The sequence below is a fragment of the Vibrio sp. 1-1(7) genome, assembly GCF_013048485.1.
GTDB classification, from domain to species: domain Bacteria; phylum Pseudomonadota; class Gammaproteobacteria; order Enterobacterales; family Vibrionaceae; genus Vibrio; species Vibrio fujianensis.
Genome location: NZ_VHSP01000005.1, coordinates 191,973 through 213,176, shown reverse-complemented (window position 1 = coordinate 213,176; position 21,204 = coordinate 191,973). Strand labels below are relative to the sequence as shown.

Here is a 21,204-nt window from a genome sequence, read left to right as displayed (position 1 = left end):
GAGACAAGCATGAAAAATATTATCGTTGCATCACTCAATCCAGCAAAAATCAATGCCGTAAAAAGTGCATTTCATGATGTCTTTCCCGACCAAGAGTTTCATTTTCAAGGTGTTTCTGTTGCGAGTGGTGTGGCAGATCAACCAATGAGCGATGGCGAAACGAAGCAAGGAGCACTCAATAGAGTACACCATGCTGAAAAAATAGCTCCTAACGCCGATTATTATGTTGGTCTTGAGGCTGGAGTAGATCATGGCATGACATTCGCCTGGATGATTATTAAATCGAATCAGCGTTATGGTGAATCTCGTTCTGCCAGCTTACCGCTACCTCCTATCGTCACAGAGCAGCTCACGCCCGATAATGAGCTAGGACACGTGATGGATAAAGTTTTTGCTACGCAGAATATTAAACAAAAAGGAGGGGCGATTGGTTTACTCACAGGTCACCAACTCACCCGTAGTTCGGTTTATCATCAAGCGTTAATACTCGCCTTAATTCCTTTTCTCAATCCGGAACTCTTCCCCATTAGTAACCTTAAATAGATCAGTAACCTTAAATAGATCCGAGACACAAGAAGAAAATTGAGCTGACGCCCTTTCGCACAGCAAAAGAAAAGGCGAGAAAAACGGTTGTTAAACCGTCAGGTTATGAAGGTAACAATAATTGAGCTAGAGAATCTCGCTCTTGCTCTGTGCGAGATTTAAGCTCATTTGAGCCTCGGGTAATGGTTGCCACACCAACACCTAACAGTTGGCTAATCTGACGCTGAGAAAGCTCGCCTTTGAGCAGCTCGCACAAGATATTGACTCGTGCCACTAAAGCCTCTCGTTCATCCGGAGTCATTAACATGGTTAACAGCATTTCATGCTGCTCATCTGTGGTTGCTTGTTTAACTAACGCTAATAACTCTCGCCAGTCACGGTACTCAGGTTGTGATGACATTCTTGTACTCGTTGGGTGATACACGCTATCTATTGTAGAGTACACTCAGCCGGAATCAATAGCTTGTTGCTAACTCTTGCTGCGTTAAAAATTCACCATCAAGGGCCATTAAATTGCGATAGTAGGTTTCAAACATCAAAATATTTTGTACATAACCACGAGTTTCACGGAAAGGAATCGCTTCAATGAAGGCATAGGCATCTAATTTACCTTGAGTTTGAGCTTGCCAACGATCCACACGACTTGGTCCAGCATTATAGGCTGCAAAAGATAAAATACGATTGTTATCATAGCGCTCAAGTAACCCATTTAAATAATGGCTCCCAATCTCAATATTTTTCCCAACCTGATACAGCTCGTCTGCGTCTTCATAATTAAGCTGATATTTCTTGGCTGTATAGCGCGCCGTCGACGGCATAATTTGCATAATTCCTCTGGCCCCCACAGGAGAACGCGCTTCAACATCCATCGCACTTTCTTGTCGAGCTAGTGACATTAACGTTACCGGACTGATGCCGTGTTTTTTTCCATAAAAATTAAACCACCATTGGTGAGCCAATGGAAAGCGCAGTTGAGTGTTATCCCATAAACTGGCAGAGATAGAGGCTTTAACGGTTAAATGATGCCAACCATGAGTTGCAGCATAAACCGCTAACATTTCTTTCTCTTTTTGCTGGGCATGCTGTAATAATAAATTCCACTCACTCTTCGCGGCTGCAATCTTGTCGCGTTGAATTAACTCATCAATACGCATTAACGATTTTTGATAAGGTTTGAGCCATGAATGCTCTAAAGCAAGTGACGAACTCGGATACTGGATGGACTGCTTCACCCATTGAGCGGCAGCAACACTATAAAAATTACGTTGTCCAAGTAATGCGTGCATTCGCGCGATGCCCTGCGACTCTTTCCCTTGCGCTAATTCACTTCGAGCCAACCAATATTGCCAACGTAATGTTCCTTGTTCACTCTCGGGTAAACGAGTTATCCAGTGGGTGATGCCAAGCCAATCTTGTTCACGCAGTGCTAAACGAATACGTGTTTCAATCAGATGAACATGAGAGCTTTGCTCGATAACCGAGTCTCGCCACTGGCGAAATTCATCACTCTCAACCTCCATCATGCGCAACGCAATATATTGAGCAACTCTGGCTTGTTGTGAATCCGGCCAGTTCAAAATCTTATTGACTGCGTGCCAATACTCAAGCGCTTGAATAACATCACGGCGAGCCAGCTTTTCTAATGCCAATTCAACCGATTGAGTTAACTTGAAACCATTTTGATTGTGCTGGATAAATTCAATGACCTTTTCAGGATGATCATATAACTTAAGTAAAGCTTGTGCGTAAGCTTCTTTTGACTTACCGGTTAATTTCCCCGCCAAATGACTCATCAAAGAACGATTACGTCCGTCAAAAGCCATCAACATACGTTCAACAATCATGCTATCGGTTAAACCACCTTGCTGCTCCCACACTATAAACAGCTCGTCACAAGCCGCAGAAACGCTAGCACCACTTTTCCATAATGTTTCAGCTCCGCTAAAGGCTTGTGCATAACGTCCGGTTTTCAATTTAGCGGTGTAGTAATGACAACGATATCTCTCGCCCTTGGGTTCATTAGGAGAGAACTGTAGCATTTCGGGCCATTTATCTTGCCGAGCTAATGCATCAATGTAAGGCGCACTAATGCGGTAAGCAAAAGGAAAATCTTTATAACTATCTATAAAATGGCGTACGACAATCGGTGGTTTTTCACCCAAGTCAATTAAGAAACTTCGATAATCTAGATACGGGGTAAGAGGATAATCAGCCAAGCGAGAGCGCACTTTTTTAAAACGGCGCACCTCTTTACGATCTAACCATAGATGCGCTTGATCATATAGCTCTCGCTGAGCTTGCAGATCCATTGTTTCGGATAATACATTACGGCTAAATAGGCCCCATGCGATCAATATCGCTAAAAAAATATAAGATGGTTGAACAAAAAAAACGCCCTTCATGGTACTCCATTCCCTTAATGCAAATAATCCCATTCACCCTTAATTACGCAGACTCTTGCATAAAATGTAAAGTTACTAGCAGTAAAGTTGTTGTCAATTGTGATAGCAAGACAAGTGTGATAACAAAACAAGTGTGATAACAAAACAAGGCTACCGGCACCGATACCTCTTAAAGTAGCAAAGAGAGATGATGAAAATATGACCCCCATTTTTTCATCCCTCTTCGCCTTAAGATCCCCAAACCAAAATATCGGCTAGTAACAAAAGCAAACGCTTTAGTATAGAATAGTGGCTTTGTTCTGTTTGAAAGATTAGGAATGATCGGCAATGGCTGAATACGTCTATACCATGTCTCGGGTGAGCAAAATTGTTCCCCCTAAACGTCAAATTCTCAAAGATATTTCTTTGAGCTTTTTTCCCGGTGCAAAAATTGGGGTACTCGGTTTAAATGGTTCAGGTAAATCGACCCTACTGCGCATCATGGCTGGCATTGATAAAGATTTCGATGGCGAAGCGCGTCCACAACCGGGATTAAACGTCGGATACCTGCCTCAAGAGCCAGTATTGGATGAAAATAAAACCGTCCGCGAAGTGGTCGAAGAAGCCGTTGCTGACGTCGCTTATGCGCTTAAACGTCTAGATGAGGTATACGCTGCTTATGCAGAACCCGATGCAGACTTTGATGCGCTAGCTAAAGAACAAGGCGATTTAGAAGCTTTAATTCAAGCCAAAGATGGCCACAATTTAGATAATGTACTTGAACGTGCCGCTGATGCGCTGCGTTTACCGGAGTGGGATGCCAAAGTAGCGACATTATCAGGTGGTGAACGCCGTCGTGTTGCCATTTGCCGTCTGTTGCTTGAAAAACCAGATATGCTATTACTTGATGAGCCGACCAACCACTTGGATGCTGAATCTGTCGCTTGGTTGGAACGTTTCTTAGTCGATTATAGTGGTACTGTGGTTGCCATTACTCACGACCGTTACTTCTTAGATAACGCTGCGGGTTGGATTTTAGAGTTAGACCGTGGTGAAGGTATTCCATGGCAAGGAAACTATACCTCTTGGTTGGAACAAAAAGACGCTCGCCTACAACAAGAAGCTTCACAAGAGAAAGCACGCCAAAAAACCATTGAAAAAGAATTGGAATGGGTTCGCCAAAACCCTAAAGGCCGTCAAGCTAAATCTAAAGCTCGTATGGCTCGCTTCGAAGAGCTACAAAGTACCGACCATCAAAAACGTAATGAAACCAATGAACTGTTTATCCCACCCGGTGAGCGTTTGGGAGACAAGGTCATTGACGTGAAAAACTTGACCAAATCCTTTGGCGATCGTATCTTGATCGATAATCTTTCCTTTAGTATTCCTAAAGGAGCCATTGTTGGTATTATCGGCGCGAATGGTGCGGGCAAATCGACGCTATTTAAAATGCTTAGCGGTGTCGAGCAGCCAGATTCTGGCAGCATTGAACTGGGGGATACTGTAAAACTGGCCTCGGTTGATCAGTTCCGCGATAGCATGAACGATAAAAATACCGTCTTCCAAGAAATTTCTGAAGGTGCGGATATTATCCGTATCAATAACTTTGAAATCCCTGCTCGTGCTTATTGTTCCCGCTTTAATTTTAAAGGCGTCGATCAACAAAAAGTGATTGGCGAACTCTCTGGTGGTGAGCGCAATCGAGTTCACTTGGCCAAGCTTCTGAAAGCAGGTGGCAACGTCCTACTGCTCGATGAACCCACCAACGACCTTGATGTGGAAACATTACGAGCTCTAGAAGAAGCCCTACTTGAGTTCCCCGGTTGCGCCATGGTCATTTCCCATGACCGTTGGTTCCTCGATCGTATCGCAACCCATATCCTTGATTATCGTGATGAAGGCAAAGTGAACTTCTATGAAGGAAACTACACCGAATACATGGATTGGCTCAAGCAAACACTGGGAGCACAAGCCGCAGAACCGCATCGAATTAAATATAAACGCATCACTAAGTGATCAACTTCAGGCCGCTATTGCGGCCTGAGTTATTTTGGGTTCTCGCTTGATTTTGCCATGTTCTCGTTTGGTTTTGCCAATGATGTTTGATTGCCTCAGCAGCAAATCTGCTATGCTTAGGCTATGATCCTCTAACACGGTGAATATTATGACAGAGCGACGCCGATTTGTTCGTATTCTCTATCAAGCCCCCGCGACACTGCGTCAAGGCCAAATTCAACTCACAACCTGTATTCAAGATCTCTCTTTGCATGGGCTCCTGTTGTGGGCAATTGATGCACCAAGCTTGGATCCATCTCAGCCATTAGATGTCGAATTTACCTTACCTGATAGTGAAATCACGCTCAATATGACCGCCATGTTAGTCAGAACAAATGAGCGTATTCTCCACCTTAAAATTAGCCATATTGATATTGAAAGCATCGCACATTTAAAACGTATTGTTGAACTCAACCTCGGTGATAGCGAACTTCTCTCACGCGATATTGAACATTTGATTGATATCGAAGATGACGCCACATCATCATGACTAATCAACATTAAACTCACGGCTAGGTGGTGGGCTCACTAACTTCGCTGTATCGCATCGTTCGCTTGTTTGAGTAAATTTTGGCTCTCAACCATAAACTGTTGAGAGTATTTGCCAAACCACTGACTAACTTGCTCAAATTGTTTAATAAAACCTTGTTTATCTTGCTGTTCAATTAAGCTTACCGCTTGCGAAAAACTGTGCTGAAAACGCTGAATCATCTCTACATTCTCTTGCGACGAGAGAATAATATCGCCATATAGATTGGGATCTTGAGCAAATAAACGTCCAACCATCGCTAACTCTAATCGATAAATCGGGGAGCTCAATGTTAATAATTGTTCAAGATTCGGGTTGACCTTTGAAAGATGAAAACCATACACAAAAGAAGTGAAATGGCGTAGCGCTTGAATCAGTGTCATGCCATGATCGTGCTCATCGGCATCTATTTGACATAAACTCGCTCCCCAGATGGTAAACTGATCCAATAACCATTGATACTGTGATGCTCCACGACCATCACAATACACAATGACTTGCTTAGCAAGGCTTGGTACATCAGGCCCAAACATCGGGTGTAAACCCACAACAGGGCCTTGATGCGCTTTTAACATCGCTGCAAGCGGCTTTTGTTTAATCGAAGTTAGATCACATAAGATACAATCACTCGGTAACTGAGTCAGTTTATCAATCACGTCAACGGTCAAATGGATAGGCACCGTCACCACGACCAACCCTGCATTATGCAAGAGTTCATCTGCCTGCGCCCAATCTTGGCTGCCCAAAACTTTCACTTGATAACCAGACAGACGGAACATTCGGGAAAATAAGCGGCCCAGTTGTCCGTTACCGCCGACAATCACCACCGAACGTAATTGAGGGTTAAGACACTTAAAACCGGAATCTTTTTCACTAGCATATGATTCACGCATCGTGCGACGCAAAATATCTTCAATTAACTGAGGAGGAATGCCTTTACGTTGTGCCTCTTCACGCCGAGAAGCTAACATCGACGCTTCACGTTCAGGCACATAAATCGGTAAGCCATCGCGGCTTTTTACTTCCCCGACCTTTTCGACTAACGCTAAACGGCGAGCCAATAGCTCAACCATCTGTTTATCAACCTCATCGATTTGCTCACGTAATACGTTTAATTCTTCAACCATCAGTCAATCCTTTTGCTTATTTAATCTTTGAGGCGGTTTTCTAAAAATGGAACCAACTCTTGATGTGCATGACGTAATAATGCCTCGGTGGCTTGCCAATCAATACAGGCATCAGTAATAGAAACACCATAAGCCATCTTTTCTGGCGAAAGATCCGCTGACTGATTCCCTTCATTAAGATGGCTTTCTATCATCAAACCAATAATGGAACCATTACCTTGGCGGATTTGATGAATAACATCTTCGGCAACCAGAGGCTGACGACGGTAATCTTTGCGCGAATTAGCATGGCTACAATCAACCATCAAAGCCGCGTCTAAACCGACTTGCTTCAGTTCTTGCTCACATTCAGCAACAGAAACAGAATCATAGTTCGTCTGCTTACCCCCACGGAGAATAACATGCCCATTGGTATTGCCTCGAGTGGTTAATAATGCCACTTGACCTTCTCGATTTATCCCCATAAAACGATGACTGGAAGAAGCCGCCTGCATAGCATTAATGGCCGTCGATAAACTACCATCGGTACCATTTTTAAAACCAATAGGCATTGAAAGCCCGCTCGCCATTTCACGGTGAGTTTGTGATTCGGTGGTTCGAGCCCCAATCGCAGCCCAACTGAAAGTATCTGCTAGGTATTGAGGGCTGATCGGATCTAACGCTTCTGTCGCTAAAGGAATCTCCATTTCAGCCAGTTCAACTAATAGCTTACGCCCTACATGTAAACCGTGTTCAATATCAAAGGTACCATTCAAATGTGGGTCATTAATCAGCCCTTTCCACCCCACCGTCGTACGTGGTTTTTCAAAATAGACACGCATCACAATATACAGTTGGTCGCTCAACTGCTCAGATAATGCTTTCAGCTTTGTCGCATATTCTTTGGCAGCTTCAATATCATGGATAGAGCAAGGGCCGCACACAATCAGTAAACGATGATCGCGTTTATGAATGATATCCGCAATCGTTTGCCGAGATTGACGAATAAACTGACGAGCCTTATCACTCAGTGGTAATTTTTCTTTTAATGCGTCAGGTGTTATTAAAACCTGTTCATCAATAATATTAATATCACTCAAGTCACTTTTTTTCATACCACACCTGTAATATATTGTTTACACCATTCTATCTTTGATGGTTAAATTTGAATAGGTATTAACTTAACAGGCTTTATTTCTAATGCAAGTGTAAATTTAAAAAAACATTAAGTGTAAATATTATTATACATTTGGTATTTGTCGTTGTTATCCCCTATACCCAAACAACTTGGCGTTGCAGGTCGGCGGCAAATGAGTGACAAATTTGTCTGGAACAAATTTGAACAGCCGTCGGCTGGCCTTTGGTGAGCGCCACGGATGGCTCTCATCATCGCCATGAGTATCGGCTAACTATGTGATTGGAGTGAACGGCTGTAGTTAACATCCCTGCAGATTCAAATAGAAAGGGTATAAACAAACATGTTTTATTCAGCAAAACTTACTTAGAATAAGGCATTTTCTCTGTGATAGATAAATTAGGCTGTTTATGGAATTGGTCCTTTCTCTACTACAACAAATGTGTGTTTACTTTGTATTGGCTTATATGCTGAGTAAAACCCCGTTATTTCTCCCTATCCTCAATATATCCAGCCATTTATCACATAAATTGAGCGTCTATGTATTATTTTCCTTATTTTGTATTTTAGGCACCTATTTAGGTTTACAAATCAATGATGCGATTGCCAATACACGAGCAATTGGCGCGGTTATGGGAGGTGTATTTGGTGGGCCAGTGGTTGGCTTTGCTGTCGGGTTTACCGGCGGAATGCATCGCTATACCCTCGGTGGTTTTACTGATCTTGCTTGTGCCGTTTCAACAACCGCTGAAGGTTTAATTGGTGGGTTATTTCATTTATACATGATTAAAAAGGGAAAGCGCCAACAACTGTTCAATACCCGTGCAGTCTTTACGATTACGTTGATTGCCGAACTGGTGCAAATGCTATTAATTTTATTAATAGCCAAGCCATTCGCTGAAGCCTACGCACTAGTCTCGGCGATTGCGATTCCGATGATCATCGCTAACTCTTTAGGTGCTGCTCTGTTTATGAGTATCCTACAAGATAAAAAAACCATTTTTGAAGAATATTCTGCTACCTTCTCGCGCAGAGCACTGAATATTGCAGAACGGTCGGTTGGGATTCTTGCCGCAGGTTTTAACCCCAATAATGCTGAGAAAATAGCCAGAATTGTCTACGAACAAACCAATGTTGGTGCCGTCGCGATTACCGATAGAGAAAAAATTCTCGCTTTCGTCGGCATTGGTGATGATCACCATAAACCGAACACCCCAATCTCCTCGCAAAGTACGCTCGATGCCATCATGCGGAATGATATTATTTACCTTGATGGTAAAGAGCACCCTTATCAATGTTCGTTGTCCGCCACTTGTAAACTGGGATCAGCGCTCATAATTCCACTCCGAGCTGGCGATCGAGTCATTGGTACGATTAAATTATACGAACCTAAGCGTAAACTGTTTTCAACCATTAATATGTCAATGGCACAAGGGATTGCCCAACTTCTTTCTAGTCAAATTCTTTATGGCGAATATCAAGAAAAGCAGATCCTCTTATCGCGCGCAGAGATCAAGCTACTTCAAGCCCAAGTAAACCCGCATTTTCTATTTAATGCATTAAATACGATAAACGCCGTGATCCGTCGGGATCCAACCAAAGCGCGAGAACTTATTCAACATCTCTCACAATTTTTCCGCAGTAACTTAAAGCAGAATATTGGAACGGTTACTTTAAAAGAAGAACTAGCCCATGTGAATGCTTATCTAACCATTGAAAAAGCACGTTTTAGTGATCGCCTTGACGTGGAAATTGACATCCATGCAAAACTGCTCGAACGCAACGTTCCCAGCTTTACTCTGCAACCTTTGGTTGAAAATGCAATCAAACACGGGACCTCAAACCTATTTGAAGGAGGAAAAATACGCATCTATAGCCAACCAGAAGAAGGGGGCGATCGCATTGTTGTGGAAGATAATGCCGGAAGCTATCAAACGCCAAAACAAGATCATGATGGCCTTGGAATGCAAATTGTGGCTAAACGCTTAACCTATAAATTTGGTAATGCGTCATCACTTAACGTGGCTGTTGAACCCAACCAATATACTCGGATGAGCTTTCTCATCCCACACAAAGGAAGTTACTAAAATATGAGTATGCTCTCTGCATTAGTCATTGATGACGAACGCTTTGCTCGTGAAGAACTCGTAGAATTATTAGACGAAAGTGGCAAGATAAAAGTCATTGGTGAAGCTAACAATGCGATTGAAGGACTAAAAAAAATTCATCAACTCAAACCCGATGTCGTGTTCCTTGATATACAAATGCCACAGATTACGGGTATTGAGCTGCTCGGTATGCTCGATCCTGACACTATGCCCAAAGTGGTATTTGTCACTGCTTATGATCAATACGCATTACAAGCTTTTGAAGAGAATGCTTTTGATTACTTACTAAAGCCCGTCGATCCCGCTCGCTTGAATAAAACCATCCAACGCTTACAGCGTAATCTGACTAAAACACAAGATTACACGTTATTAGCACCTCACCAGCTTGATCATATCCCTTGCATTGGCCTTAATCGAATCATGATCATTCCAACTCAGGCGGTAGAATTTGCCTTTAGTGATCTCTGCGGAGTACATGTTCAAACTGCTCAGCAACGAGCAACCAGTCAGTTAACACTCAAGATCTTGGAAGAAAAAACGCCATTACTTCGCTGTCATCGTCAATATCTGATCAACCTAAAAGCGCTCAAGGAGATCAAATTATTGGAAAATGGATTAGCTGAAATTATCACTTCAAGTGAACACTCAGTGCCCGTGAGCCGACGCTATTTAAAAGAGTTAAAAGAAAAACTGGGCTTTTACTCCTGAATAAAGGCGCTAACACGCCTTAATTTAAACATATTGCTCAACAAGACGCTGCATGGTGACTCTGGCTTGTTGCCATTTGGTTAGTGATTGTAACTCTCTGTAGCTAAATGATTGTTTTTTAAGAAGAGTATGCGCTTGTGCTACCTCTGTGATAGGTAGGTTATCTAACACTGTCACAGCAGACTCACGTTTATTGCACATTAAAATCATATCGCATCCAGCGGCTAACGCCTGCTGCGCTCTTTGTGCGGCCCCCCCCATCATCGCAGCGCCTTCCATACTTAAATCGTCAGAAAAAACAATCCCTTTAAAGCCTAATTCCTGACGTAATTTCTGCTTTAACCAATAGGCGGAACCACTAGCAGGCTGCGAATCATAATAAGGATAAATCACATGGGCTGGCATGATAGCATCCAATATTCCCTCATCAATTTGCGCTTTAAAAATAGCCATATCGTCATCAATCGAATCACGTTGATCATAAGGCGTTTCTAGATGAGAGTCGGCCAGCACCGCACCATGTCCAGGAAAATGCTTACCGGTTGTGGCCATACCCACCGATTTCATCCCATGCATATAAGCACGGCTATAGGTAAGTACCGTTTGAATATCTTGACCGAATGCGCGACTACCAATAGCTCGGCAGTCAAATCCCTTATCCAACACAGGGGCAAAACTAAGATCAATATCATGGGCAATCAGCTCAGCAGCCATTAGCCATCCACCGAGTTCTGCTAAGGCTTCTCCATTTTGACATTGAGCATAATATTGCGCAGCCGGAATTAGGCTAAAACCATCACGAAAACGCTGAACCCTTCCCCCTTCCTGATCTACGCCAATCAAAATCGGACGTTTTGCCGCTTGACGAATCGCTTTATTCAACGCCAACAACTGCGAATTATCGTGATAGTTTCTAGCAAATAAAATCACACCACCAACGGTTGGGTGTGCCAAAATTTCACGATCTTCAGCGGTTAATTCACAGCCTTCGACATCAAGCCATAACGGTCCCATATTTGTCCCTTATTAAATAGTAAAGAGGTGAAAGTAAAAATTATCACAGCCGATGAAGTTATTCAGTTTGTTTTTCCATTACAATAACGTTTCATCACCTAACCCACCCAAGATGCATGGGATAAAAGCATGACTGAACGTGAACTCTATATTGGCATTATGTCTGGAACTAGTCTGGATGGCATTGATACTGCCTTGGTGGCGTTAAGCGAACATCATATCGAATTACTGGCACACGATTGTCTCGCTATGCCAGAGAAGATCAAACAGCGGTTACTTAATATTTGCCTCGGTCAAGCGACCCATCTACCAGAAATTGGACAGTTAGATCATCACCTCGGCCACCTCTATGCCGATGCTGTCGAGCAATTATTGCTAAAAAGCGGTTATCGCGCAGAACAGATCACCGCGATCGGAAATCATGGCCAGACCGTGTTTCACCAGCCCGATGGAGAGTCTCCTTTTACCCTGCAATTAGGAGATGCCAATATTGTGGCCGCTCGAACCGGAATCACCACTATTGCTGATTTTCGTCGTAAAGATATGGCCTTAGGCGGTCAAGGGGCTCCGTTAGTGCCTGCTTTTCATCGCACGGTATTTAATGTCACAGAGTCAACCATTGTAGTGCTCAATATTGGAGGGATTGCCAATATCTCGGTTTTATTCCCCGATAAAAACGTCTTAGGTTACGATACCGGACCTGGAAATACACTGATGGATGCTTGGTGCCAGCGACATAGACACCAGCCTTATGATAAAAATGGTGCTTGGGCACGCCAAGGACATCTTAATCTCTCTTTACTGCACGCATTAAAGCAAGATCCTTACTTCCTTCGCCCAGCACCAAAAAGTACTGGGCGAGAATATTTTAACTTACCGTGGTTGGAGGTTCATCTGGCCAATCATTCATTGAGTGCCCCCGATGTACAGCGGACATTATGTGAATTGACCGTACAGACCATTACCGATGAGGTTAGCCGTTATGCTCAAGGCTCGACACCACAACTATTGGTGTGTGGCGGAGGCGCTCAAAATGGCCTCTTGATGGATTGTTTGCAAACTCACCTCCCAACATGGCATGTGGCTTCGACTGACAGTAAAGGCGTCAATGGTGACTATATGGAAGCAATGGCTTTTGCTTGGTTAGCGCAGCGAAGAGTTCATGGTTTACCCAGCAACTTACCTGAAGTGACTGGGGCGAAACAGCTCGCGTCTTTAGGGGTCATTTACCCAGCAAAATGAGGTGGTCAGCTAATAAAGTGGCAGCATGATACTGCTATCACCATACTCTCGTTCTATCTTCATCAAACCTCATCAATGCCGGTGAAGGTGAAACAATAATGCTGATCGGCATCAACGATTATACTCATTCCAACCACGTTGCCATTCCATTCTAAATTTTTGAGCTTGTTCCGTGCCTTCACACACCCCTTCATAATATTGCCCATTGACTCCCATTTGATAAGCGAAGTTAGGATTACAATACTCAGTAATTCCTTCAAGATAACCTTTTTCATAATCATTATGCTTAACCGGCCCTACCTCAGACAACGCTTGATAAGAACGAGGCGTATTACCAGCAACCCCATCATTGTAACCAATTTGATGCCAGTTACCCTGCTCGGCCAAATCATTTTCGCTAGCCACACAGCCCATTAACCCTAAAACGATGCCAACCACGATTACTCTACTCATTATTAACCTTTTACTTGATAGAATATCCAAAATAACAATATTAACGTTTTATTAAAAACCACTCAGCAAACTTAAATGCCTCTTAATTTTTTATACGACCACTCGCCAGAGTAAGGCATGAGCCTCTGCGATAAATCATTTATTATCAGCGCCGTTAAAGACACTTTAATCCATTAAAAAAACGTTAGCGCTTTGAGTATATACCCAAATAACTTGGAGTGGCAGATTCGCGGAAAGTAAGTCAGCCGATAAGCATCGGTACACGATACGCACGGAATAAACTGACGTAGTCAAACCGTTAGCCCTTTAAGTTACAAGGATATCACGCTCAATTGAACGATAAGCCCCTACGCATCATACAAATATAAAGGATACTGATCATGTTGTGGTTTCTAACCTGTGTTGCAGCCTTAATTGGTGGATACTTTCTCTATGGCACCGTGGTAGAGAAGATTTTTGGTATTAATGAACAACGCCAAACACCCGCTCATAGTAAAGCCGATGGCGTTGACTATGTCGCCATGTCGACCCCTAAAGTTTACCTTGTACAACTGCTGAATATCGCTGGCGTTGGCCCAATCTTTGGGCCAATTATGGGGGCATTGTATGGCCCTGCCGCTATGTTGTGGATTGTCGTCGGCTGTATTTTTGCCGGAGCAACGCATGACTATTTCTCGGGCATGCTGTCAGTACGTAATGGCGGTGCTTCTGTACCGAGTATTACCGGTCGCTACTTAGGCAATGGCGCGAAACATTTTATGAACATTTTTGCTATTGTCTTGTTGCTATTAGTCGGCGTGGTCTTTGTTTCAGCTCCTGCTGGAATGATTACTAATCTAATTAATTCACAAACAGACTTTACCGTTAGCATGACCAGCATGGTTGTTCTTATCTTTGCTTATTACATTATTGCCACCATTGTGCCTGTCGATAAAATCATTGGTCGTTTTTATCCGCTATTTGGGGCATTGTTGATTTTTATGTCCGTTGGATTGATGACTGCCATTGCTTTTTCTAGTGAGCATCAAGTACTTGGGGGATTTGAAGTCAGTGATATGTTTGCCAATCTTAACCCCAATGATATGCCATTATGGCCAGCGCTGTTCATTACCATTGCTTGCGGTGCCATTTCTGGCTTCCACGCTACGCAATCACCATTAATGGCTCGCTGTATGGAAAATGAGAAAAATGGACGCTTTGTGTTTTATGGTGCAATGATTGGTGAAGGTATTATTGCATTAATTTGGTGTACCGTCGCACTATCGTTTTTTGGTTCATTAGACTCACTTTCTGATGCGGTCGCCAATGGAGGGCCAGGTAATGTCGTCTATGGTGCTTCATTTGGTTTGTTGGGGGTGTTTGGCGGTATTCTTGCCTTCCTTGGCGTGGTCATTTTGCCTATCACTTCTGGCGATACAGCCTTTCGCTCTAGCCGATTAATTTTAGCTGAGTATTTTAATATGGAGCAAAAATCATTACGTAATCGACTCATGATGGCACTGCCTCTTTTCATACTAGGTGCCGTATTAACTCAAGTCGACTTCGGTATTATTTGGCGCTACTTCGGCTTTGCTAACCAAGCAACTGCCGTCATGATGCTCTGGACTGCCTCAGCGTATCTACTCCGTCATAATAAACTACACTGGATTACCACAGTTCCAGCACTATTTATGACCACGGTTTGTATCACTTTCATCCTCAGCAATCATGCCCTTGGTTTTGGTTTACCCATGCAGTTGTCAACCATTTTAGGGATAACATCCTCACTGATGATTATGTTCTATGTCATACGAATCTCGAAAGGTAAAGGGGAAATTGATCTTGCTGAGCAACAAGAAGTTGAGAAAAAAACGATTAAAACCGCTTAATTGACCTTTTTGATACTCAAAACCCCTCGGGTATAGCCGGAGGGGTTTTCCACAATACTTCGAGGGCAGGCCTGTCGCTCTCACTTGATTTTTCAGTACAACGGCCGTTGTAAATTAACTGATCTGTTTAATTTGCAGTTCTTTAGGTACTTCAAAAAACATATTTTCTTCACGACCAAGTACTTCTTCAATTTGTGTCGCCCCTAATTGTCGAATACGATCAAGAATTTGATCGACTAATGCCTCCGGTGCAGAAGCTCCCGCTGTCACGCCGACCGTGCTAATGCCATTAAACCACTGTGGCTGAATATCTTCTGGACAGTCCGTCAGATAGCTTGGAGTACCGAGTTTTTCTGCTAATTCTTTTAGTCGGGTTGAATTCGATGAGTTTTTCGAGCCGACAACGATCATCATATCAACTTGTTGAGCAAGCATTCGAACCGCATCCTGACGATTCTGCGTCGCATAGCAAATATCATCTTTACGCGGCCCTTGAATCTCTGGAAAAACTTCACGTAATTTATCAATCACTTCCGCCGTTTCATCGACAGATAACGTCGTCTGGCTAACATAGTGTAGATGAGTCGGATCTTTAACTTTTGTGAGCAGTTCAAGAACATCATCGGGTTTTTCGACCAGATACATTCCCCCTTGGTCACTCGCATATTGCCCCATCGTCCCTTCAACTTCCGGATGTCCTGCATGGCCAATCAATACAACTTCCATGTGACGACGACTGGCACGAGAGACTTCCATGTGAACTTTGGTGACTAAAGGACAAGTCGCATCAAAAACCGTTAATGCCCGTTCTTTGGCTTCTTGGCGCACCTGTTGAGAAACACCATGGGCAGAAAAAATAACAATGTTATCATCAGGAACTTCATTTAATTCCTCAACAAACACCGCTCCCCGCTGTTTTAAGCCTTCAACAACAAAACGGTTATGCACCACTTCATGGCGTACATAAATTGGCGGCTGGTATAGCTCTAATGCTCGTTCGACGATGCTGATGGCGCGATCAACTCCGGCACAAAAGCCACGAGGATTCGCTAACAATATTTTCATGTTATTGCTCATGAGTTAAAAAATCTAATTAAGGGAAGAACACTAATCGACCGAGATAATATCGACATCAAATATCACATCTTGTCCAGCCAGTGGATGGTTAAAGTCAACCGTGACAGAGTCGCCTGCTATCTCAGTAATGATGCCAGGAATTTCCACACCATCTGGGCCACTAAAAGCCATTATCGTGCCAACATCCACCTCGTTATCACCGACAAATTTTGCTCTGTCCATATAGTGGATAAGATCAGGATTGGGCAAACCAAAAGCATCTGGTGCAGACAAGGCTATTGCTTTCTGCTCCCCCGCTTTCATTCCTAACAAACAGTGTTCAAAGTTATCGCTTAAACTACCATCGCCGATGATAAGTTTTGCTGGCTTACCTATATTATGGGTACTATCGGCTACAGAGCCGTTTTTCAATTTAATGGAAAAATGCAGAGTGACTGCTGAGTTATGGGTAATGGTTGTCACGTTAGGCTTCCTTCACAAAAAGGAGACAAAGACTGAATCGCTTGTCTATTTTATTTATTATACAACGCCTTTCTAACAAAAAGCGCCGACCGAATCAACGGACGACGCTTAAGGTTATTCGATTAATATTCAGCAAACTTAATGCTTTTTACCACGAAAGCTATCCAATACAATCATGGCCGCACCAAGGCAGATGGTACTATCGGCTAAATTAAAAGCAGGCCAATGGTAAGTTCCCCAATAGAAATCGAGATAATCGACCACAAAACCGTGTACCACTCGGTCAAACACATTGCCCACTGCGCCACCAATGATCAACGCATAAGCAATATTGTTCCATTTTTCTGTGGCAGGTAAACGGCGCATCCAATAGGCTAATAATCCTACCACGATCACCGCGATGCCGCTAAAGAACCAACGCTGCCAACCGGCTTGATCACTCAAAAAACTAAACGCGGCACCGTAGTTGTGAACGTAAAGCAAATTAAAGAACGGGAGAACTTCAATTCGGTTAGCCCACCCATAGCCCATTTCCTTCATGACTAGCAGTTTAATGCCAATGTCTGCCAAGAAAATGAGCAGCGCTAGCCATAGCCAACGCACTCCTGATTGTTTTAATGAAAATGCTTTTTGAGTCATACTCTCGCCTTGAAATTAAGCAAACTGACGCTGCTCGCCTTCACCTTCCACGTTAGACACACAGCGACCACAAATGGTTTCATGGCCTGAAATTGTGCCTACATCAGCAGTATAGTGCCAGCAACGTTCACACTTCTCAGCGTCGATTTTGCTCACTTGTACGAACAAGCCATCAATCTCAGTCGCTTGGGCCGCATCAGTCTGCTCTTCTAGTGCTTTTACTGTGGCTTTAGAGGTCAACAGCACAAACCGTAACTCGTCCTGGAGTTTATTGAGTTTTTCCGCTAATGAAGGCTTGGCAAAGAGAGTCACTTCTGCTTGTAGCGAACCACCAATGATTTTTTCACTACGGGCATTTTCCAACAATTTATTCACTGCACCACGGACGTCTTGGATATCACTCCAAAATGCACTGCAGAGCGGTTCATTTTCATCTAAAGCAAACAAGTCTTGATACCACTCGCTGACAAAAACAAATGAGCTGCGTTTTTCACCATTCGCTTGTAACTGTGGCATTGCGTTCCAAATTTCATCGGCGGTAAATGACATGATCGGTGCCATCCAACGCACTAACGCTTCAACAATATAATAAAGTGCGGTTTGACAACTACGTTGTGCATGCCCCCCACGCTTCGCAGTATATTGACGGTCTTTGATCACATCGAGATAGAAAGAACCCATTTCAATAGAACAAAAGTGCATCAAGCGCTGAACTACCGCGTGAGTGTTGTATTCTTCATACGCTTTAATAATTTCCTGTTGCGCAGCTAAAGCCCTTGCAACCGCCCAACGATCCAAAGCCACCATTTGTTCAGCGGGTACCATATCTGTCGCTGGGTTAAATCCATTCAAGTTCGCTAAGAAGAAACGAGCGGTATTACGAATACGACGATAGGCGTCCGCACTGCGTTTTAAAATTTCGTCGGAAACGGCCACTTCGCCGGTATAATCGGTTGAAGCAACCCACAAACGTAAAATATCGGCACCTAATTTATTGGTCACATCTTTCGGCGCAACCACGTTGCCAATCGACTTCGACATTTTTCGTCCTTGTCCATCCACCACAAAACCGTGAGTCAAGACCTCTTTATAAGGTGCTTTACCTTTCATGGCGACCGATGAAATCAGCGAAGATTGGAACCAGCCACGATGTTGATCAGAGCCTTCTAAATACATATCGGCTTGAGCACCGTGAAATTCTGATCGATTGTCTACAACCGCATAGTGAGTGACGCCGGAATCAAACCAAACATCTAGCGTATCGAGCACTTTTTCGTATTGCTCAGCATCGCTACCTAAGATCTCTGTTGTATCGAGATCCCACCATGCTTGAATGCCTTTTTGTTCAACCAACTGCGCGACTTTTTCAATCAGTGCTGGTGACTCTGGATGCAGCTCGGCTGTCTCTTTATGAACAAATAGTGCAATCGGTACGCCCCATGTCCGTTGACGGGAAATACACCACTCAGGACGACCTTCAACCATACCTTCAATTCGGCTTTGACCCCAGTCCGGCATCCATTTCACGCCTTTAATTTCACTGAGCGCTTGTTCACGTAATCCGGCTTGATCCATCGACACAAACCACTGCGGAGTAGCCCGGAAGATGATAGGGGTTTTATGACGCCAGCAGTGTGGATAACTATGCTCATAAGCATGGTGATGTAACAGCGCGCCTCGTTCTTTTAGAACCTCAACCACAGCATCATTAGCTTTGAATACATGCTGACCGGCAAACAGCTCTGTATCGGGCAGATAAACACCGTTAGAACCGACAGGGTTAGCGACTTCCAAACCATATTTTTGCCCAACCGCAAAGTCTTCTTGACCATGGCCAGGAGCAGTATGTACCACCCCTGTCCCTGATTCTGTGGTGACATGATCACCTAAAATGGCAGGCACAGTAAAATCGTAGAACGGATGTTGGTATTGAGTTAGTTCAAGATCGGCACCTTTCGCAAAACCAAGATTATGGAAATGTTCAATACCCGCACGATCCATGACCTCTTTGGCCAGCTCTGCAGCAACAATGATGCGTTCAGCCTTTTCACCTTCAACTTGGATCAACACATATTCAAGATCGTCACGCAAGCAAACGGCACGGTTTGCAGGTAAGGTCCAAGGTGTAGTGGTCCAAATAACAATGGATAGTTCACCTTGTCCAGCATGATCTTGCGCTAAGTTAAATTTACTGAGCACCGCTTCGGGATCAACGGCTTTAAAACGCACATCAATAGACGGAGAAACTTTATTTTTATATTCCACCTCTGCTTCAGCCAGCGCCGAACCACAATCAGTACACCAGTGCACCGGTTTAAAGCCTTTGAGTAAGTGGCCGTTATCAGCGATTTTCCCGAGGGCACGAATAATGTTCGCTTCGGTTGTAAAATCCATAGTGCGATAAGGTTTATCCCACTCGCCCAAAACACCGAGTCGCTTAAAGCTTTCTTTCTGGCCTTCCACTTGTCCTGCGGCATACTCACGGCACTTTTCACGAAACTCCGCCGCAGTCACTTTTTGACCCGGTTTGCCGACTTTTTTCTCAACCATCAATTCAATCGGTAAACCATGACAATCCCAACCGGGAATATAAGGGGCATCAAAACCTGATAGCGTTTTGGATTTAATGATAATGTCTTTAAGAATCTTATTGAGTGCGTGACCAATGTGGATATCCCCATTGGCATAAGGAGGGCCATCGTGCAGTACGAATGATTTTTTGCCTTTTTTAGCTTGACGGATTGCTCCGTATAGATCTTCTTTATACCAACGTTTTAGCATTTCTGGCTCACGTTTAGCCAGATCGCCACGCATTGGAAACCCTGTTGCAGGTAAGTTCAGGGTATCTTTATATTCACTCATCGATTCTTAATTCCGTTCTATTGGGCGAAGTTAGACATTATGTGCATCGGTGGAATCAACCGACTCACTGTAAAGCTGACGCAGCCACACCCTAGCAGCCTCAGCATCCAATTCAATTTGTTGCTTGAGTACCTCAAATGACTCAAACTTACGTTCATCGCGTAACTTATGTAACAACGCGACTTCGAGCTGTTTTCCATACAAGTTGCCTTGAAAGTTGAATAAATGCACTTCCAATTGCTGGCGAACTCCATTCACTGTCGGCCGTTGACCAACATTTGCCACACCACCAATCGGGCATTCTCCCAAGCCATATGCTTGCACCACATAGACACCGGAAACCGGAGAAACACATCGTTTTAGTGGGATATTTGCAGTCGGGAAACCGATGGTACGGCCTAATTTTCGACCGTGAGAAACTCGCCCACTAATACTGTAATTTCTTCCCAGCATACTAGCAGCGAGAGGAAGTTCATCGGCGGCAAGCGCTTCCCTTATCAAGGTACTACTGACTCGTGCTTGTTCAACACAAAAACTGTGTGTATTCACCACCTCAAAGCCGTACTCTTTTCCAGCTTGACGCAGCATAGCAAAATCGCCCTTACGGCCTTGCCCGAAACGAAAGTCATCTCCTACTACCAGAAACTTAACACCCAATTGGGTGACCAACAAGTCACGAATAAACGCCTGAGCATCTAAATTGGCAAAATGATGATTAAAATTGACACACAACAAGCGATCAAGCTCTAATTTCCCCAATTGAACAAATTTATCTCTCAAACGGGTTAACCGAGCAGGCGCACGCTCCTTTAGAAAAAGCTCCATCGGTTGCGGTTCAAACGTCATCACCACTGAGGGCAAATTCAAGTACTTCGCTTGCTTAGAGACCTGACTTAATACCTTTTGATGCCCCAAGTGTACTCCATCGAAATTACCGATGGTTAAAACACAACCGTAATGATGAGGCTTAATGTTATGAATACCGCGGATCAATTCCATTGCAATACGCTTAAAACCTATTG

General features: G+C 43.7%; 18 protein-coding genes. 7 read left to right on the top strand and 11 right to left on the bottom strand.

From position 1 onward, the window contains the following. Positions 1-9: 9 nt before the first annotated feature. Positions 10-543, top strand: a complete 534-nt coding sequence (gene yjjX / locus FKN05_RS14890) for an inosine/xanthosine triphosphatase (protein ID WP_099610675.1) — start codon at positions 10-12, stop codon at positions 541-543. A gap of 103 nt (positions 544-646) precedes the next feature. On the opposite strand, the gene trpR is transcribed toward yjjX, so the two are convergent. Further along, the gene (gene trpR / locus FKN05_RS14885; protein WP_099610674.1) at positions 647-943 is read right to left on the bottom strand and encodes a trp operon repressor; all 297 of its coding nucleotides are present in this window, start codon (positions 941-943) and stop codon (positions 647-649) included. Positions 944-998: 55 nt separating this feature from the next. Continuing rightward, entirely contained in the window at positions 999-2,945 is a 1,947-nt protein-coding gene (locus FKN05_RS14880; RefSeq protein ID WP_161428275.1) for a transglycosylase SLT domain-containing protein, read from the bottom strand. 327 nt (positions 2,946-3,272) lie between these two features. Here FKN05_RS14880 and ettA point away from each other — a divergent pair, with 327 nt between their 5' ends. Continuing rightward, complete coding sequence (gene ettA / locus FKN05_RS14875; RefSeq protein WP_099610673.1) at positions 3,273-4,940, top strand: energy-dependent translational throttle protein EttA; 1,668 nt, start codon at positions 3,273-3,275, stop codon at positions 4,938-4,940. 148 nt (positions 4,941-5,088) lie between these two features. Next, the gene (locus FKN05_RS14870; RefSeq protein ID WP_099610672.1) at positions 5,089-5,469 is read left to right on the top strand and encodes a PilZ domain-containing protein; all 381 of its coding nucleotides are present in this window, start codon (positions 5,089-5,091) and stop codon (positions 5,467-5,469) included. 38 nt (positions 5,470-5,507) lie between these two features. Here FKN05_RS14870 and tyrA read toward each other — a convergent pair whose 3' ends face one another. Next, entirely contained in the window at positions 5,508-6,635 is a 1,128-nt protein-coding gene (gene tyrA / locus FKN05_RS14865; protein WP_170887840.1) for a bifunctional chorismate mutase/prephenate dehydrogenase, read from the bottom strand. Positions 6,636-6,655: 20 nt separating this feature from the next. After that, positions 6,656-7,729, bottom strand: a complete 1,074-nt coding sequence (locus FKN05_RS14860) for a 3-deoxy-7-phosphoheptulonate synthase (protein ID WP_161428272.1) — start codon at positions 7,727-7,729, stop codon at positions 6,656-6,658. Between the two features lie 430 nt (positions 7,730-8,159). On the opposite strand from FKN05_RS14860, the gene FKN05_RS14855 reads away from it, so the two are divergent. After that, complete coding sequence (locus tag FKN05_RS14855) at positions 8,160-9,836, top strand: sensor histidine kinase (protein ID WP_099610670.1); 1,677 nt, start codon at positions 8,160-8,162, stop codon at positions 9,834-9,836. Between the two features lie 9 nt (positions 9,837-9,845). Next, a complete protein-coding gene (gene btsR, locus FKN05_RS14850; RefSeq protein WP_099610690.1) occupies positions 9,846-10,565 on the top strand; it encodes a two-component system response regulator BtsR in 720 nt (239 codons plus the stop codon). Positions 10,566-10,589: 24 nt separating this feature from the next. On the opposite strand, the gene nagZ is transcribed toward btsR, so the two are convergent. Next, complete coding sequence (nagZ, locus tag FKN05_RS14845) at positions 10,590-11,579, bottom strand: beta-N-acetylhexosaminidase (protein ID WP_099610669.1); 990 nt, start codon at positions 11,577-11,579, stop codon at positions 10,590-10,592. A gap of 129 nt (positions 11,580-11,708) precedes the next feature. On the opposite strand from nagZ, the gene FKN05_RS14840 reads away from it, so the two are divergent. Beyond that, complete coding sequence (locus FKN05_RS14840) at positions 11,709-12,821, top strand: anhydro-N-acetylmuramic acid kinase (protein ID WP_099610668.1); 1,113 nt, start codon at positions 11,709-11,711, stop codon at positions 12,819-12,821. A 111-nt stretch (positions 12,822-12,932) separates the two neighbouring features. Here the strand turns inward: FKN05_RS14840 and FKN05_RS14835 are convergent, their stop codons facing one another. Then, positions 12,933-13,274 (bottom strand): DUF2799 domain-containing protein, encoded by a 342-nt coding sequence (locus FKN05_RS14835; RefSeq protein ID WP_161427302.1) that lies wholly within the window; start codon positions 13,272-13,274, stop codon positions 12,933-12,935. 380 nt (positions 13,275-13,654) lie between these two features. Here FKN05_RS14835 and FKN05_RS14830 point away from each other — a divergent pair, with 380 nt between their 5' ends. After that, entirely contained in the window at positions 13,655-15,142 is a 1,488-nt protein-coding gene (locus FKN05_RS14830; RefSeq protein ID WP_170887839.1) for a carbon starvation CstA family protein, read from the top strand. A gap of 114 nt (positions 15,143-15,256) precedes the next feature. Here the strand turns inward: FKN05_RS14830 and ispH are convergent, their stop codons facing one another. From ispH to ribF, 5 genes are all read right to left on the bottom strand, one after another. Continuing rightward, complete coding sequence (ispH, locus tag FKN05_RS14825) at positions 15,257-16,207, bottom strand: 4-hydroxy-3-methylbut-2-enyl diphosphate reductase (RefSeq protein WP_099610665.1); 951 nt, start codon at positions 16,205-16,207, stop codon at positions 15,257-15,259. Positions 16,208-16,249: 42 nt separating this feature from the next. Next, positions 16,250-16,681: an FKBP-type peptidyl-prolyl cis-trans isomerase gene (gene fkpB / locus FKN05_RS14820; RefSeq protein ID WP_099610664.1), complete on the bottom strand. Its 432-nt coding sequence runs from the start codon at positions 16,679-16,681 to the stop codon at positions 16,250-16,252. A gap of 138 nt (positions 16,682-16,819) precedes the next feature. Next, positions 16,820-17,320 (bottom strand): signal peptidase II, encoded by a 501-nt coding sequence (lspA, locus tag FKN05_RS14815; RefSeq protein ID WP_099610663.1) that lies wholly within the window; start codon positions 17,318-17,320, stop codon positions 16,820-16,822. A gap of 15 nt (positions 17,321-17,335) precedes the next feature. Beyond that, positions 17,336-20,182: an isoleucine--tRNA ligase gene (ileS, locus tag FKN05_RS14810; protein WP_170887838.1), complete on the bottom strand. Its 2,847-nt coding sequence runs from the start codon at positions 20,180-20,182 to the stop codon at positions 17,336-17,338. A gap of 30 nt (positions 20,183-20,212) precedes the next feature. Next, positions 20,213-21,181 (bottom strand): bifunctional riboflavin kinase/FAD synthetase, encoded by a 969-nt coding sequence (gene ribF, locus FKN05_RS14805; RefSeq protein WP_099610661.1) that lies wholly within the window; start codon positions 21,179-21,181, stop codon positions 20,213-20,215. Positions 21,182-21,204 lie beyond the last annotated feature (23 nt).